Origin of the sequence: Streptomyces viridosporus, assembly GCF_002078235.1 — a bacterium.
Lineage (GTDB): Bacteria > Actinomycetota > Actinomycetes > Streptomycetales > Streptomycetaceae > Streptomyces > Streptomyces viridosporus.
The window spans coordinates 1-11,089 of sequence record NZ_MSGP01000181.1 but is presented as its reverse complement, the minus strand read 5'-3'; the positions used below and the strand labels follow the sequence as shown (position 1 = coordinate 11,089).

Sequence of the window (11,089 nt, the reverse complement as noted above, 5' to 3'; positions counted from 1 at the left end):
GAGCAGCCGACCCGCCCCCGCCCCCACCGCCACGGAGCACCCGCATGCATGACGACCGCACCCTGGTCGAAGCCCGCCTCAGGCGGGTCCTCGACGAGCGCATCCGCCCCGCCGTGCACCCCGAGTCCGTCCCCCTCGAGGTCGCCGTGTGGCACGCCCCCGGGGAACCCGTCCCGGTCGCCGAGGGACTCGCGGCCGAGCCCGAGCCCGTCGAGGTGGGTACCCGCTGGGGCGCCCCCTGGGGCACCAGCTGGTTCCGGGTCACCGGGACCGTCCCCGAGGCGTGGGCCGGGAGGACCGTCGAGGCGGTCCTCGACCTCGGCTTCGACGGGAACCTGCCCGGCTTCCAGTGCGAGGGCCTGGTCTACCGGTCCGACGGCACCCCGGTGAAGGGCCTGAACCCGCACAACCAGTGGGTGCGGATCGGCGCCCCCGCCGAGGGCGGTGAGGAGGTGCGCCTGCACATCGAGGCCGCCTCCAACCCCGTCATCCTCGACCACCACCCCTTCCTGTTCCGGCCCACACCGCTCGGCGACAAGGACACCGCCGGCGACGCACCGCAGTACACGCTCGCCCGGATGGACCTCGCCGTCTTCGACGAGAACGTCTGGCGGCTGGTGATCGACCTGGAGGTGCTCGGCGAGCTGATGGCCGAGCTGCCGGTGGAGTCGCCGCGCCGCTGGGAGATCCTGCGGGCGGTGGACGGAGCACTCGACGCGATCGACCTCCAGGACGTCAACGGCACCGCTCGGCAGGCCCGTTCACGGCTCACCGAGGTGCTCGCCGCACCCGCCGCGTCCTCCGCCCACCGGATCAGCGCCGTCGGGCACGCGCACATCGACTCGGCGTGGTTGTGGCCGCTGCGCGAGACCGTGCGCAAGGTGGCCCGTACGGCGGCCAGCATGACCGCGCTGCTCGACGACGAGCCGGAGTTCGTCTTCGCCATGTCCCAGGCCCAGCAGTGGGCGTGGGTGAAGGAGCACCGGCCCGAGGTGTGGACCCGGGTCAAGAAGGCCGTGGCCGGCGGACGGTTCGTGCCGACCGGCGGCATGTGGGTGGAGTCGGACACCAACATGCCCGGCTCGGAGGCGATGGCCCGGCAGTTCGTGCACGGAAAGCGGTTCTTCCTCGACGAGTTCGGCATCGAGAACGACGAGGTGTGGCTGCCGGACACCTTCGGCTTCGCCGCGGGCCTGCCCCAGATCATCCGGGCGGCGGGCTCCAGGTACCTGCTGACGCAGAAGATCTCCTGGTCGCGGACGAACAGGTTCCCGCACCACACCTTCCGCTGGGAGGGCATCGACGGCACCCGGATCTTCACCCACTTCCCGCCCGTCGACACCTACAACTGCTCGATGAGGGGCGCCGAGATCGCCCACGCGGTCCGCAACTTCCAGGACAAGGGCGTCGCCCGGCACTCGCTGGCGCCCACCGGCTGGGGCGACGGGGGCGGCGGCACCACCCGGGAGATGGTCGCCAGGGCGGCCCGGCTGCGCAGTCTCGAGGGCTCGGCGACCGTGACCTGGGAGACGCCGTCCGCGTTCTTCGCGAAGGCCGAGGCCGAGTACCCCGAACCGCCGGTCTGGGCCGGCGAGCTCTACCTCGAACTGCACCGCGCCACCCTCACCAGCCAGGCCGGGACCAAGCAGGGCAACCGGCGCAGCGAACACCTCCTGCGCGAGGCCGAGCTGTGGGCGGCCACGGCGGCCGTGCGGACCGGGTTCCGCTACCCCCACGCGGAGCTGGACCGGATCTGGAAGACGGTGCTGCTGCACCAGTTCCACGACATCCTGCCCGGCTCCTCCATCGCCTGGGTGCACCGCGAGGCCCGCGCGACCTACGACCGGATCGCCGGCGAACTGGACGGCATCATCGGGGCCGCCCAGCGCGCCCTGGCCGGCGAGGGCACCACCCCGCTCGTCTTCAACGCCGCCCCGCACTCCCGCGCGGGCGTCCCGGCGGGCGGCGCGCGCACCCCCGTGGAGCGGGGGCGCACCGAGCTGTCGGACCGCGCCGGCGGCGGGTACGTCCTGGCCAACGGGAAGCTGCGGATCGAGATCGACGCCCGGGGCCTGGTGGTCTCCGCCCGCGACATCGAGGCCGACCGGGAGGCCATCGCCCCCGGACTGGCCGGCAACCTCCTCCAACTGCACCCGGACTTCCCGAACATGTGGGACGCCTGGGACGTCGACGCGTTCTACCGCAACACGGTCACCGATCTGACCGAGGTGGACGGGATCATCGCCGGGGAGGACGGCGCGTCGGTGCGGATCGCGCGCTCCTTCGGCGACTCCCGGGTCACCCAGGTGCTGTCGCTCGCGCCGGGGGAGCGGCGGCTCGTGGTGGACACCGAGGTCGACTGGCACGAGACGGAGAAGTTCCTCAAACTCGCCTTCCCGCTCGACCTGCACACCGAACGGTACGCGGCCGAGACGCAGTTCGGGCACGTCCACCGGCCCACGCACACCAACACCTCGTGGGAGGCGGCCAGGTTCGAGGCGTGCAACCACCGCTTCGTCCACCTCCAGGAGCCGGGCTGGGGCGTCGCGGTCGTCAACGACTCGACGTACGGCCACGACGTGACCCGGACCGTCCGCACCGACGGCGACCGCGGCACGCCCACCACCGTCATCACCGTTCGGGCCTCCCTCCTGCGCGCCCCGCGCTTCCCCGACCCCGAGACCGACCAGGGCGTGCACCGCTTCCGGCACGCGCTGGTGCCGGGCGCGGACATCGGCGACGCGGTGCGCGAGGGCTGGCGGATCAACCTGCCCCAGCGGCGGCTCACCGGTGCCGGTGAGGTCGCCCCGCTGGTGACGGTCGACCAGGAGGCCGTGGTGGTCACGGCGGTCAAGCTGGCCGACGACGGCAGCGGCGACGTCGTCGTCCGCTTCCACGAGGCCCACGGGGGCCGCGCCCGCGCCACGCTCACCACCGGCTTCGCGGCCGCGGACGTCCAGGTGACCGACCTGCTGGAACGCCCGCTGGCGGACACCGAACCGCCGGGCCTGGACGGCGACCGGATCGCGGTGTGGCTGCGCCCCTTCGAGCTGATGACGCTGCGGCTGAAGCGGGCCTGACCCGCGCCCCGGGACCGGCCCGGCCGCGGTCCGGTCCCGCTCAGCCCGCCGTCCGGGCCCGCAGCCACTCCTCGACCTCGCCCACGTGCGCGGCGGCCGCCGCGCGATGCGGCCGGAGTCCCTCGCCCGGTACACCCACCCCGACGGCGCCTTCCGGGCCGCCGACGCGGACACACGGAAGGAGGAGCAGGCACCATGAGCGACTTCGAGGGTCTGACGGCCCTGGTCACCGGCGGGGCCTCCGGCATCGGCCGGGCCGCCGCGGACCTCCTGGCGGAGCGCGGCGCCCGGGTGGCCGTCCTCGACCCGGACCCCTCCTCCGTCGGCGCGCCCCTCGCCGGGTACCGCGCCGACGTCACCGACGACGCCTCGGCGCGCGCGGCCGTGGCCGCCGCCGTGGCCGGCCTCGGCGGTCTCGACGTCCTGGTCAACAACGCCGGCACCGGCGCCCGCAGCACGGTCGAGACCCACTCCGACGCCGAGTGGCACCGCGTCTTCGACGTCAACGTCCTCGGCATGGTCCGCACCGCCCGCGCCTGCCTGCCGCACCTGCGCGCCTCCGCGCACGCGGCGATCGTCAACACCTGCTCCGTCGCCGCCCCCGCGGGCCTGCCGCAGCGGGCCCTGCACAGCGCCACCAAGGGCGCCGTGTACTCCCTCACCCTCGCCATGGCCGCCGACCACGTCCACGAGGGCATCCGCGTCACCTGCGTCGACCCGGGCACGGTCGACACCCCCTGGGTCGGCCGGCTGCTCGACGCGGCCGACGACCCGGTCGCCGAACGCGCCGCCCTCGGGGCCCGCCGACCCACCGGCCGTCTGGTCTCGGCCGCCGAGGTCGCGGGCGCCATCGCCTACCTGGCGAGCCCGGCGTCGGGCGCCACCACCGGCACCGCCCTGGCCGTCGACGGCGGCACGCAGGGACTGCGGCCGCGCCCGGCGCACCGGTGAACCGGCTCGGCCGCAGCCGTGTCGAGGTCACCCGCCTGGCCCTCGGCACCGCCGGGATCGGCGACCTGCACACCGAGGTCGGCGAGGAGGAGGCCCACGCGGCGGCACGGTCGCTGCCCGGGCTCACGTTCGTGCTGGACCACCTGGGCAAGCCGCCCGTCGCCTCGGGTGCGCTCGAACCCTGGGCCGGGCACCTGAAGGCGCTGGGCGCGCTGCCCAACACCGTGGGCAAGGTGTCCGGCCTGGTCACGGAGACCGACCGGGCCTCCTGGGGAGCCGCGGCCCGGTCCCCCGCACCCCTGCGGCCCTACTGGGAGACCGCGCTGGACGCCTTCGGGCCCGGACGCCTGATGTTCGGATCGGACTGGCCCGTGTGCACCCTGGCGGCGACGTACGCCCAGGTGTCCCGCCTCACGAGCACCCTGGCACGGGACCTGGGCCCCGAGGACCGGCACCGGCTCTTCGAGGCCACCGCCACCCGCGTCTACGGGCTCTGAGCCGCCTGCGCCAGCCGGGTCGGCGGCAGGAAGTCCCGCACGTACGTCCGCTGCCAGCACGCGCCCGTCTCCCGCAGCTCCCGCCAGGTCGTGTAGCGGTAGCGGAACAGGCGGGCGCGGACGTACCGGGGCGGCGCGCCGGGCGGGAACGGGGAGCGGCGCAGCAGCCTCAGCGTGTCGCGGTCGTTCTCCAGCAGGCGCTCCACCAGCGCGCCGAACCACGGCCCGGCGTACGCGGGCGACAGCGCGGCGAACCACATCAGCCAGTCGAGCCGCAGGTGGTACGGGGCGAACTGGCGCGGCCAGCGCCGCGGGTCGCCCGGCTTGCCCTTGAACTCGTACTCCCGCCAGTCGGAGTCCTCCCGGGCCGGCTCGTCCGCCGTGCCCTCGATCACCACCTCGTACCGGACCCGGCTGACGCTGCCGAACGCCCCGTAGGTGTTGACCAGGTGCAGCGGGTCGAAGGAGCGGTTCATCACCTGGCGGCGGGAGAGCATGTTGCGCACCGGCCGGTGACCGAGGCCGAGCAGCAGCGCGGACACCGCGAGGACGACCACCACGTACCACAGCGGAGCGTCGGGCACGTCCGGCGGATCGGCCGGGAAGGCGACCGCCGACAGGGCCAGCACGATCGTGATCCAGTTCAGCCAGGCGAAGTTGCCCGACAGCACCAGCCACAGCTGGGTGACGATCATCAGCGAGGCGGCGGCCGTGGCGACCGGCTGCGGGGTGAACAGCAGGAACGGCACGACGAGCTGGGTGACGTGGTTCGCCGCCACCTCGACCCGGTGCAGCGGTTTGGGCAGCCGGTGGAAGAACCAGCTCAGCGGCCCCGGCATCGGCTGGGTCTCGTGGTGGTGGTCCAGGCAGGTCAGCTTCCGCCAGCACGCGTCGCCGCGCATCTTGATCAGCCCCGCGCCGAACTCCACCCGGAACAGGACCCATCGCAGCAGGAACAGCACGACGACCGGCGGGGCCACCTCGTCGTTGCCGAGGAGGACGGCGAGGAAGCCGACCTCCAGCAGCAGCGACTCCCAGCCGAACGCGTACCAGGTCTGCCCGACGTTGACGACCGACAGGTACAGCGCCCACGGCACCAGCCACAGCAGCATCCCGCCCCACAGCGGAAGCAGCGAGTCCAGCCCCGCGAGCAGCGCCGCCGACACCGCGCAGCCGGCCCAGGCGCAGAGCGCGAAGAAACGGTCCGAGTAGTACAGGTGGAACAGGCTCGGCGACCTGCGGAACGGCACCCGCTCCAGGAAACGCGGCACCGGCAGCATGCCGCGCTCCCCGATCAGCGCACGGAACTGCAGCGCCGCCGTCAGGAAGGCGACCAGGTACAGCCCGGCCAGCGACCGCTGGAAGACCAGCCGGGTCAGCCAGTAGCCGGACGCGGTGAACCACTCCACGGCTCTGCGCTCCCTCCTCCGGTGTCCCCCGGACCTCCCGGGCCCCGTGGCTCCGTGACTCCCCGTATACCACCGCGCGGTCCGCGCGACCCGCACGGAGGAAGCGCGCGGGGCCCGCACGGATCCTCGGAAGCCGCTGCGGCGGACCGTGTCCGCGGAAGCCTCCGCGACGTCCTCCCCGCGGACGGCGGCCGTGCCGGGCGGCCCGCTCTTCCGGCACAGCGGTCGAAGAATCGGACGAATCCTGGCAAGGTGGGCGCATGGCTGATCGGGGAGCGAGCCCCCTGTCACTCCCGGACGACTGGCCGGACCACCCGGATCCGATCCTGGCGCTCAACCGCATGGGCAGCTTCGACTGGGACCTGGACACGGGGACGATGCAGATGGACGCGCAGGCGCGCGAGGTCTTCGACGTGCGCCCCGAAGAGTACGACGGCCGTCCCGAGAGCCTGGGGAGCCGGGTCCCGCCCGGCGAGGCCCGGCGCCTGGACGTCGCCGTCTCGCAGGCGCTGAAGGACGGCAGCGAGAACTACGGCGCCTACTTCCGCGTCCGGTGCCGCGACGGCTCCCTGCGCTGGGCCCACACCCAGGGCCACATCCTCCGCGACGAGGACGGACGGCCCCGCCGCATCATCGGCATCGTCCGGGACGCCACCCAGGAACTGCGCGACAGCGAGGCCCGGCGCGAGCAGGCCGCCCAGGAGGACGCCCGCCGCCAGCAGACCAACGTCGTCCAGCTCACCACCGCCGCCCTGGCCCACGCCCGCACCGTGCAGGACGTCATCGACGTCCTCAAGGACACCCACGGACTCACCCATCTGGGCGCCACCAGCCTCGTCGTGGGACTGGTCGAGGCCGGCCGGATCCGGCTCGTCGCCGAGGGGCCCGAAGGCAGTTTCGTGCCGGGCACCGACATCACCCGGATCGACGAGCCGTACCCGATGAGCGAGGCGGTGCGCACCCTCAGCCCGCGCTTCATCGAGTCGCCGGAGGAGTTCGCCGAGCGCTACCCGAAGCTGTGGCAGGGCATCACCGGACTGAACATCACCTCCGCCGCCTATCTGCCGCTCATCGTCCAGGCCCGCCCCATCGGCGCGATGGGCCTGCTCTACAGCGACCGGCGCGGCTTCTCCGCCGAGGAGCGCAACATCCTGGTCGCCCTGGGCAGCAGCATCTCCCAGAGCATGCAGCGCGCGATGTTCTACGAGCAGGAGATGGACCTCGCCCAGGGCCTGCAACAGGCCATGCTGCCGCGCACCATCCCCAGCGTGCCCGGCGCCGACGTCGCCGTGCGCTACCGGGCCGCCTCGCTCGGCTCCGTCGGCCGGGACATCGGCGGTGACTGGTACGACCTGATCCCGCTGCCCGGCGGCCGGGTCGGCGCCGTCATCGGCGACGTCCAGGGCCACGACACCCACGCGGCCGCCGTCATGGGGCAGCTGCGCATCGTGCTGCGCGCCTACGCCGCCGAGGGGCACCCGCCCGCCACCGTGATGGCCCGCGCCTCCGTCTTCCTGCACGAGCTCGACACCGACCGCTCCGCCACCTGCCTCTACGCCGAGGCCGACCTGTCCACCGGTGTGCTCCAGATGGTCCGCTCCGGCCACATCGACCCGCTGGTGCGGCGCACCGACGGCTCCTGCCACCGCGTCGTCGTCCCCGGCGGGCTGCCGCTCGGCCTGTCCGCCGAGTTCGGGCGGCTCGACTACCCGGTCGGCACCATGGAACTCGACCCGGGCGACACCCTGCTGCTGTACACCGACGGCCTGGTCGAGCAGCCCGGCGCCGACCTCGACGACGGCATGGCGACCCTCTCCGCGCTCGTCACCACAGGCCCCGACGACGTGCGCGAGCTCGCCGACCGGCTCATCGACGTGGCCGAGGAACGCGGGGGCGACGACGACGTGGCCCTGCTCCTGCTGCGCCGCCGCGTCCTGGACAGCCCGCGCTGCGGCGGCCGGTTCCAGCAGCACGTGGCGCCCGGCGATCCCGAGGCCCTCACCGAGGCCCGGCGCATGATCCGCACGGCGGCCGTCGCCTGGGGCGCGCGGGACCGTGCCGACGAGGTCGAGCTGGTCGCCGACGAGATGATCACCAACGTCCTGATGCACACCGAGGGCGCCGCGGTCGTCACCCTCCGGGTCCTCACCGGCAGCGAGCGGCGGCTGCGCGTGGAGGTCGAGGACTCCTCCAGCGCCCTGCCGCGCCGCCGCGAGGCGGGGGAGTCGGGCGTCTCCGGCCGCGGTCTGCTCCTGATCGACATGCTCACGGACGTGTGGGGGGTGGAGGCGCGCGGCGGCGGCAAGTGCGTGTGGTGCGAGTTCGTCGTCGCCGAGGGGCCCGGCCCGGCCCCGCCGGCGGAGGGCTGCGGGCCGGCCGCGGGCCCTGCCGGCCGCTGACGCGGGCCCGCACCGGTCCGGCTCACCGGGGCCGCAGGGTCACCAGGTGCTCGCCCTCCGCCGTGCGGACCTCGTAGCGGACGATCTCCTCGGAGTGCAGGGCGGATCCGCCCCGCATCGTGTGGGGCCGGGCGTCGTGCCGGGGCACGCTCCAACTGGCCGCGGTCTCCTCGGAGCCGTCACGGCCGACCACCACCAGACGGCAGGTGCGGGGGCCCGCTCCGTCCTTGACCTGGAGCTCCACATGGCTGCCCCAGGCCTCGTCCTCCGTCGTGATCCGCGCCCACACCCCGGACCGCTCGTCGGTCGCCGCGATGCTCACGGCGGCCGTGCCGCCGTCGCCCGCCACGATCGCGACGGCCGGCGCGGACACCGCGCACACCACCGAGGCGGCCAGCGCGAACAGCATCCTGCGGCGCCCCGCCCGCTTCCGTGCCGCCACCTGGGACAGCAACCGGTCCAGCATCCTCGGACCCGGCTTGGCCAGGGGGTGCACCAGCTGCGGCGTCGAGCGTCGGTACAGCATCAACTGCCGTGCGGCAGGACCGAATTCGGTCACCTGGGCAGCGCAGCTGGGGCACTCCATGAGGTGGTCCTCGAAGCGGAACGCCTCCGCCTCGTCCAGCACGCCGAGCGCATAGGCGCCGACGTCGCGATGCCTTTCCAGGGACCTCATGCCGAATCCTCGTGCCGTTGGGTGCGGGTGGGGTTACTCCTTGCTCCCATCGGTACGCACCAGGCCGCCGAATCACTCAAGCAACGTGCCGAATCGTAACCAAAGGATTCGGAGCCCTCCGGCCCGTGGATTGGTCGGATTTTTGAGGGGACTAGAAGAGGTGCATGGCGAGGTGGCCGAGCGGCAGCCCGAGCTGCCAGGCCGGCGTCCACACCTTGGGTCCCTCGTCCTCCTCGGCCACCGAGCCGCCGCCCGGCACCGCGTTCAGATCGGGCGCGAGCAGCTCCGTCTCCCGCAGCCAGCGCCAGGCCTCCCGGGCCAGCTCCAGGTCCGGACCGGGTGCGGCCCCGCCGGGCGCGGCGGCGTCCGCGGCCGGGTCGGCCAGGCGCTCCTCGACCCACTCCTGCCACGGCTGGTCGTACGCGGTCAGCGACAGCCAGGTCTCCAACTGGGTGACCACCCGGATGCCGGACAGCTCGCCGTCGGTGTCGGACAGGAAGACGGTCAGCGCCAGCGCGTCCCGGCCGGCCCGGAACTCGAAGGACGTCGGCGGCATGAGATCGCCGCTGCGCAGCAGTTCGTCGGCGATGTACTCGGCGTACAACCAGGCCATCGGGACGGTCAGTTCACCGTCGCCGCTGCCGTCCGTGCTCTCTTGACCTCTGTGCAGCATCCCTTCCTGCCTTCCTCCGGTACGTGCGCGTCGCCCGACCCCGGGCCTCCGGTCCGGAACACGGATGAGGACAGCCGATTACTCAACCGGGGTCATCGGCAAGGCGCTTTACGGAGGTTTGACCTGGCGTCCGGTTTCACCGCAGGTCGGCGGCGTATCCCGGAAGCACCCGGCGCAGGGCGCGCAGCGCGTAGTACGCGCGGGACTTCACGGTACCGGGCGGAATCCCGAGGGCCGCCGCGGCTTCCGCCACACTCGCCCCCTGGAAGTACACCAGCACCAGTACTTCACGGTGTTCCGGAGTGAGTGTCTTCACAGCCTCGCGGACGTCGAGCGTCGCCGCGGCCCGCTCGGCGTGGTCGGAGATCACCCGCGCGTTCTCCAGCACGGCGTCCCCGACCTCGGCCGGCCGCGCCTGCCGGGCCCGGCGCGCGTCGATCGCGAGCCGCCGCGCCACCGTGAGCAGCCAGGGCCGTACGGAGGCGAAGTTCTCGGCGCGCAGGGCCTCGGGGTGCTGCCAGGCACGCACCAGCGTCTCCTGGACCAGGTCCTCCGCGCGCTGCCGGTCTCCGTCGCAGAGCCGGAGCAGCAGCGCGAAGAGGGGCCGACCGTGCTCGCGCTGCAGTGCGGCGAGCTCGTGCTCGGCGGTCGTCCCGTTCGTGAGTGTGATTCCGGCCGTCATGGCCGTATGGCAACGCACGGCGCCCCTCGGGGACAGGGCGCGCGCAGGGGCGTGCGGCGGACGGTCGATCGCGTCGACGAACGGTTCGACGAACGGTCGGGACGGCGGTTCTCGCACGCCGGACGGCCTAATGGGCGTGTCGGAGCGGGGATGGCCCGCAGTCGGATTCTTACCTATTTGTCTGCATATACGACTACAGCGGGGTGAAGTGATGATCACACGCAGTCGACAGGTGGCGGTGGCCCTGACCGTCGTCCTCGCCGCGGGCGCCGCCTACCAGGCCCGTGCCCAGCGACCACTGGAATCCAACCGTCCGGCCCCCTCCGTCACGTCGGCCCGCGGCTTCACCCTGGTGGCCTCGGGGGACGTGCTGCCGCACGACTCGATCATCGAGCGCGCCCGCTTCGACGCGGGCGGCGCCGGCCACGACTTCCGGCCGATGCTCTCCGGCATCCGCTCCGTGGTCGCTCCCGCCGATGTGGCGCTGTGCCACATGGAGACCGTGTACGGCGCTGACGGCGACTACACCGGCCACCCCGTCTTCAAGTCCCCGCCCGAGGTGGCCCAGGGGCTCGCCGCCACCGGTTACGACGGCTGCTCCACCGCCTCCGAGCACACCCTGGACGACGGCCCGGACGGCATCCTCCGCACCCTGGACGCCTTCGACCGCGCGGGCCTGCGGCACACCGGCTCGGCGCGCACCGAGCCGGTGTGCCGCAGGC

8 protein-coding genes and 1 pseudogene are annotated in these 11,089 nt (G+C 73.5%); 5 read left to right on the top strand and 4 right to left on the bottom strand.

All coding sequences use genetic code 11. From position 1 onward, the window contains the following. Positions 1-44: 44 nt before the first annotated feature. From B7L92_RS13850 to B7L92_RS13840, 3 genes and pseudogenes are all read left to right on the top strand, one after another. Positions 45-3,080, top strand: a complete 3,036-nt coding sequence (locus B7L92_RS13850) for an alpha-mannosidase (RefSeq protein ID WP_081237705.1) — start codon at positions 45-47, stop codon at positions 3,078-3,080. 195 nt (positions 3,081-3,275) lie between these two features. Next, positions 3,276-4,031 (top strand): SDR family NAD(P)-dependent oxidoreductase, encoded by a 756-nt coding sequence (locus tag B7L92_RS13845; RefSeq protein WP_081237704.1) that lies wholly within the window; start codon positions 3,276-3,278, stop codon positions 4,029-4,031. Between the two features lie 101 nt (positions 4,032-4,132). Then, positions 4,133-4,528 (top strand): annotated as a pseudogene (locus tag B7L92_RS13840) (amidohydrolase family protein); the annotation flags it as partial. On the opposite strand, the gene B7L92_RS13835 reads toward B7L92_RS13840, so the two are convergent. Further along, positions 4,516-5,937: a lipase maturation factor family protein gene (locus B7L92_RS13835; RefSeq protein ID WP_081237702.1), complete on the bottom strand. Its 1,422-nt coding sequence runs from the start codon at positions 5,935-5,937 to the stop codon at positions 4,516-4,518. The pseudogene B7L92_RS13840 and the gene B7L92_RS13835 overlap by 13 nt on opposite strands. A 260-nt stretch (positions 5,938-6,197) precedes the next feature. On the opposite strand from B7L92_RS13835, the gene B7L92_RS13830 reads away from it, so the two are divergent. Beyond that, on the top strand, positions 6,198-8,336 hold the full coding sequence (locus tag B7L92_RS13830; RefSeq protein WP_081237701.1) for a SpoIIE family protein phosphatase: 2,139 nt from the start codon (positions 6,198-6,200) through the stop codon (positions 8,334-8,336). Between the two features lie 22 nt (positions 8,337-8,358). Here B7L92_RS13830 and B7L92_RS13825 read toward each other — a convergent pair whose 3' ends face one another. The 3 genes from B7L92_RS13825 to B7L92_RS13815 form a co-directional block, all read right to left on the bottom strand. Continuing rightward, the gene (locus B7L92_RS13825; protein ID WP_081237700.1) at positions 8,359-9,012 is read right to left on the bottom strand and encodes a zf-HC2 domain-containing protein; all 654 of its coding nucleotides are present in this window, start codon (positions 9,010-9,012) and stop codon (positions 8,359-8,361) included. Between the two features lie 151 nt (positions 9,013-9,163). After that, positions 9,164-9,685 carry a hypothetical protein gene (locus B7L92_RS13820; RefSeq protein ID WP_081237699.1) on the bottom strand — a complete coding sequence of 174 codons (522 nt, stop codon included), beginning with the start codon at positions 9,683-9,685 and terminating at the stop codon, positions 9,164-9,166. Between the two features lie 136 nt (positions 9,686-9,821). Next, complete coding sequence (locus tag B7L92_RS13815) at positions 9,822-10,367, bottom strand: sigma-70 family RNA polymerase sigma factor (protein WP_043493594.1); 546 nt, start codon at positions 10,365-10,367, stop codon at positions 9,822-9,824. Between the two features lie 211 nt (positions 10,368-10,578). Between B7L92_RS13815 and B7L92_RS13810 the strand changes: the two genes are divergently transcribed. Next, positions 10,579-11,089, top strand: a 511-nt coding sequence (locus B7L92_RS13810; RefSeq protein ID WP_143626318.1) for a CapA family protein, incomplete at its 3' end; no start/stop codon positions are given.

What these genes read in the sequence shown, in the direction of transcription:
- B7L92_RS13825 (WP_081237700.1), bottom strand. Translation starts at nt 9,012, where the DNA reads ATGAGGTCCCTGGAAAGGCATCGCGACGTCGGCGCCTATGCGCTCGGC.
- B7L92_RS13815 (WP_043493594.1), bottom strand. Translation starts at nt 10,367, where the DNA reads ATGACGGCCGGAATCACACTCACGAACGGGACGACCGCCGAGCACGAG.
- B7L92_RS13845 (WP_081237704.1), top strand. Translation starts at nt 3,276, where the DNA reads ATGAGCGACTTCGAGGGTCTGACGGCCCTGGTCACCGGCGGGGCCTCC.
- B7L92_RS13820 (WP_081237699.1), bottom strand. Translation starts at nt 9,685, where the DNA reads ATGCTGCACAGAGGTCAAGAGAGCACGGACGGCAGCGGCGACGGTGAA.
- B7L92_RS13850 (WP_081237705.1), top strand. Translation starts at nt 45, where the DNA reads ATGCATGACGACCGCACCCTGGTCGAAGCCCGCCTCAGGCGGGTCCTC.
- B7L92_RS13830 (WP_081237701.1), top strand. Translation starts at nt 6,198, where the DNA reads ATGGCTGATCGGGGAGCGAGCCCCCTGTCACTCCCGGACGACTGGCCG.